General features: G+C 30.2%; 5 protein-coding genes. 4 read left to right on the forward strand and 1 reads right to left on the reverse strand.

Going from position 1 to position 4,665, the window contains the following annotated elements; translation table 11 throughout:
* The first annotated feature begins 106 nt into the window (after positions 1–106).
* The 4 genes from QZZ11_RS01635 to QZZ11_RS01650 all read left to right on the forward strand — a co-directional run bounded on the left by QZZ11_RS01635 (position 107) and on the right by QZZ11_RS01650 (position 4,317).
* On the forward strand, positions 107–799 hold the full coding sequence (locus tag QZZ11_RS01635; RefSeq protein ID WP_292472943.1) for an RraA family protein: 693 nt from the start codon (positions 107–109) through the stop codon (positions 797–799).
* A 327-nt stretch (positions 800–1,126) separates the two neighbouring features.
* Positions 1,127–1,432 (forward strand): Gar1/Naf1 family protein, encoded by a 306-nt coding sequence (locus QZZ11_RS01640; protein WP_292472945.1) that lies wholly within the window; start codon positions 1,127–1,129, stop codon positions 1,430–1,432.
* 853 nt (positions 1,433–2,285) lie between these two features.
* Positions 2,286–3,221 carry a transcription initiation factor IIB gene (locus tag QZZ11_RS01645; protein ID WP_292472951.1) on the forward strand — a complete coding sequence of 312 codons (936 nt, stop codon included), beginning with the start codon at positions 2,286–2,288 and terminating at the stop codon, positions 3,219–3,221.
* Between the two features lie 478 nt (positions 3,222–3,699).
* Positions 3,700–4,317 carry a biotin transporter BioY gene (locus QZZ11_RS01650; protein WP_292472947.1) on the forward strand — a complete coding sequence of 206 codons (618 nt, stop codon included), beginning with the start codon at positions 3,700–3,702 and terminating at the stop codon, positions 4,315–4,317.
* A 79-nt stretch (positions 4,318–4,396) separates the two neighbouring features.
* Here QZZ11_RS01650 and QZZ11_RS01655 read toward each other — a convergent pair.
* Positions 4,397–4,665: hypothetical protein (locus QZZ11_RS01655; RefSeq protein ID WP_292472949.1), on the reverse strand; the 269-nt coding region annotated here is incomplete at its 5' end.

Consider the following 4,665-nt stretch of genomic DNA (forward strand, 5'->3'; position numbering starts at 1 on the left):
AGTGTTGATGAGGTCGTTGCCGGTAGAAAATTAGTCGAAGAAGTTACAACACCTCAAGATTAATTATTTTTATTTTTTTTAAATATTTTTTTTGGATTTGATATTTATGTCTAATGGTAAAATTACTCCAAAGAGCGTTTTGAATTTTAATAAATCTCCTGTGGATGAAAAGGATGAAACGGTTCCTGAAGTAACTTTGGAAAATATTCTTGAAAAGGTTAGTAGTGATAATGTTTCCGATGCTTTAAAAAATTTATATTCTTATTCTGGATTACTTAAGGGTGTAAAACCCATAAATTCCAAGCATAAAATAGCAGGTTTTGTTAGAACAGCTGAAACCAGTTCAAAAGATTGGGGAACTGGTATTAAAGCAATTTATACTTGTGAAAATGATGAAATTTTACTTATCAAGTGTTCTGATAATGATTATGCTATTTGGGGTGGTATCGCTACCTGTGCTGCTAAAGAATTTGGTCTTCAAGCAACAGTGATTATTGGTTCTTCCAGGGATACTGAAGATATTCTTGATTTGGATTTTCCTATTTTCTCTCAATCAATTCAATCTAGAGCTGGTTTACCTTTAAATAATGGAACTTTGGAGGGAACCTTGCTTGTTGGTGATTTGGTTATTAAAACTGGTGATTTTTTAATTGGTGATATCGATGGTGTTGTTGTAGTTCCTCAGGATAAATTAGATGAGGTTCTTGAAGAGTTGAATCGTATTAAAAAATTTGAATCAACAGTTGTTAAAAGATTAGTGGATGATCATCAGCGTATGGATGATATTATTGGTTTTTAATTTTTTTATATTTTTTTTTAATTATTTTTTCTTTTTTTATAGATAGTTTTATATGTGTTTTTTTAATTAGTATATAAAGATATCCAAAAGTATTTATATTAAGTCAATTATATTTATTAGTATAAATTATAGTTAAATATATATAAAAGCATTAAATCACTATTAAAATAATAGAGGTTTCAAAAATATTTGTTAAAATAATCACCAGAATAATGAACATTGAACTCCAAAACATGAAATAACTAATTTTGAAGCAATGATTATCTAATTGGTAATTTTAATAAGTGTTTATTTTAATTAAAATATTTATAAAATTAATATAATAAAATGTCGAGTAATAAAACTAAATTAAATGAATTAGGTATAATTAGTCACATTACAAGTACAAATAAATTAATTGTACCTTCAAATAAAACTCCACGGATTGGTTCGCTCTTGGTTAACAGTAAAAGAGATCCAATTGGTAGAATTAATGATATATTTGGCAGTACAAAAAAACCATATATCTCTATTAAAACCAGTAATAAATTTAAAAAAGCTAGTCCGGGGGATGTAGTATATCTTTCACCGCAAAATAAAAAAAGGAGGAAAAGGAATGGCAGGTATTCTAAAAAGAAAAAAACGATTAGGTAGACCAAGGAAAAGTGTTAAAGACGCACGACCAAAAAAAGCAGATACTAAATCAAAAACAACTAAATCAAAATCTACTAAAGCAAAATCTACAAAATCAACCAAATCAACTAAATCAACTAAATCAACCAAATCTACAGAAACTAAAGCAGTAAAAAACAAAACTTCAAATGAATCTAAAGTTGATATTTCTGAAGAAGAAACTCCTAAAATTGAAGAAAAAGAGCCAGTTACTACTACTAAAAAAGTTGCAAAATCTAAAAGAGGGCCTGGCAGACCAAAAAAATCTAAAAAAGTATCTTCTGAAGACTTGATTGAAGATGATAAACATACTACAACAATTCTAGAAAAAGAAGAACCTCCTAAAAAACGGGGTCCTGGAAGACCACCTAAAAGCAAAAATAAGGCAAGCACTGAAGAGGAAGCTCCTAAGAAAAGAAAACCTGGAAGGCCACGTAAAAGTGGATCTGCTAAGACTAAATCCGATTCATCAACTGATGATAATGAAACTCCTAAGAAAAGAGGTCCTGGTAGACCACGTAAGAAGAAGGAAGATAAAGGAGACTCTGATGAAAATTCCAAGAATCCTAAAAAGCAACCAAATCCTTTACTTGAAATAATGGATAATTTCAAAGATGACAAAGATGATGTCGATGATGAATCCTCCGGGGATGATTTAGGTGACTTCATGTCTGATGCTATAGATGCGGATGTTATCCTCGAAGAAGATACTGATATTGAATTGATGTCCAATTCTGATTTGGATGTTGATGAAATTATCAAAATCGACACAACAGATTCTGAAGAATTGGAACGTGAATTGGAAAATACTTCAGGCATATCTGAAAAGGAACAAATGAAGGAAGATGTTGCAGAGATGGAAAAACAGGAAACCATTTGTCCTGAATGTGGTTCCACCAAACTTATCAATGACCATGAACGTGGTGAAGTTGTTTGTGGTTCTTGTGGTTTGGTAATTGATGATAACATTGTGGATATGGGTCCTGAATGGAGAGCATTTGACCATGAGCAAAGGGATAAACGTACTCGTGTAGGTGCCCCAATCACTTATACTATTCACGATAAGGGTTTATCCACCATGATTGACTGGAGAAACAAGGATATTTATGGTCGGGATATTCCAGCTAGAAATAGAGCACAATGGTACAGGTTAAGAAAATGGCAGCGTAAAATTAGGATTAGCGGTGCTACAGAACGTAACCTTGCGTTTGCTTTAAGTGAACTTGATCGTGACTCTTCAAGACTTGGACTTCCTAGAAGTGTACGTGAGTCTGCTTCTGTTGTTTACAGAAATGCAGTTGAAAATAAACTTATCCGGGGACGTAGTATTGAAGGTGTAGTGGCTGCTTCGTTGTATGCTGCTTGTCGTAGATGTAAAGTTCCTAGAACATTGGATGAAATTGCTGATGTTTCAAGAGTAAGTAAGAAAGAGGTTGGTAGAACTTACAGATTCCTTACCAGGGAATTACACATAAGGTTACCTCCTACCAGTCCAATTGATTATGTTCCTAGATTTGCTAGTGAATTAAATCTTTCTGGTGTAGTTCAATCTAAAGCTATTGAAATTATTAATCAGGCTATGGATAATGGTCTAACCAGTGGACGTGGACCTACTGGTGTAGCTGCTGCTGCATTGTATATTGCAAGTGTTCTTCTTGGAGAACGTAAAACTCAGCGTGATGTTGCAGATATTGCCGGAGTTACTGAGGTAACCATACGTAATAGGTACAAGGAACTTACCGAACAATTGGATGTTGGGGTTAACTTATAGTTAATCCTTTTTTTCTTTTTTTGATATACATGTTATTTTAAATTATTTGTTAATTTAGTTGCATGTTGTAAATTATTATTTTTTATCATTATTATTTGATTATTTTTTTTATTAAATCATCGTTTAATATTATCTACTATTCTTTATTTGATATCTTTTGTTGTTCTAATTTTTTATTTTTTCTTTTTTTATTTTTTCTATTGTTAAAATTATGGATATGTTATTTTAAACAATGTATTTTATTTTTATTAATTTATCTGCTTATATAATGATTTTTATCATAGTATTTGTAAAATTACTATTTTATCTATCTTGAATTATAAAAATACAAAAAGATATATGTCTTTTAAAACAAATATTATATTGTATTTACTCTAATGTAAATTATTAATTCTTTGTATTGGAAACAATTAAAGTATAAAGAAAATGAAAAAAAATGCAAAGAATAAACTTAATTAATTAAATTTGAGGTTTAATTATGATAACACAAAATATCAATAAACTTCATGAAATGCAATACTCTTGGTATAACTGGAGAAACAATGCAAGTACATTAACAATGGTTATATTATCTTTTGTTTTTGCATGTTTCACTGGTTTAATGGCACAAGTTTCAATTGCAGTACCATGGAGTCCTGTCCTAATTACTTTCCAAACATTTGCAGTTTTAATTGCAGGAACATTATTGGGAGGTAAATACGGATCTTTCAGTATGATTTTATATACTGTACTAGGTATTATGGGGATGCCTTGGTTTACTAATATGAATCATGGATTATCATTTATCTTTGCTGCTAGTGGTGGATATATCATTGGATTTATAATTGCAGCAGCATTTATTGGATATGTCTTTGATCATTATGTAAATGCCAGAAAACCATTACAAACTGTAATATTGATGTTAATTGCAAACTTTATATGCATATATGTTCCGGGTTTAATTGGATTATACAATGCAATGCTTGTGAAAACAGGTTCAGCATTAAGTATTCCTGAATTATTATTCATGGGTGTAGTTCCTTTTATTGTTGGAGACTTAATTAAAATAGCATTAGCATCGGGTATATCAACATCTCTTTTACCTAAGGAAGAATAATTATTCTTCTAATACTTTTTTTTAAATAATTATTTTATCAAAACTAGCTTTTTTTAAAAGGGGATTAAAGGGGTAAGACTTATATTTTCATAGTAACATTTTGTCTTACACTAAGATGAGCTCTAAGTTCTGGAATAACGAAAGTAAATGTATGATTTCCTTTTCTATAATTTGCTGTTAGTGTGAAATTAAAGTTAATTACACCACCGGTAAAGTTGAAAATCATAGTGTTATTGTTTAAATCACGTATTGTTTTACCATCTATTTTAGCAGACATGTAAGAATCGTATATGATTGCTTTGTTATTGTTATCAACGAACTTAGCTTTAACAGAAACTACCTTATTAT

Origin of the sequence: Methanosphaera sp., assembly GCF_016282985.1 — an archaeon.
GTDB lineage: Archaea > Methanobacteriota > Methanobacteria > Methanobacteriales > Methanobacteriaceae > Methanosphaera.

Bases quoted from the DNA above. Each gene is read 5' to 3' on its own strand.
- QZZ11_RS01635 (WP_292472943.1), top strand. From the start codon at position 107: ATGTCTAATGGTAAAATTACTCCAAAGAGCGTTTTGAATTTTAATAAA.
- QZZ11_RS01640 (WP_292472945.1), top strand. From the start codon at position 1,127: ATGTCGAGTAATAAAACTAAATTAAATGAATTAGGTATAATTAGTCAC.
- QZZ11_RS01645 (WP_292472951.1), top strand. From the start codon at position 2,286: ATGAAGGAAGATGTTGCAGAGATGGAAAAACAGGAAACCATTTGTCCT.
- QZZ11_RS01650 (WP_292472947.1), top strand. From the start codon at position 3,700: ATGATAACACAAAATATCAATAAACTTCATGAAATGCAATACTCTTGG.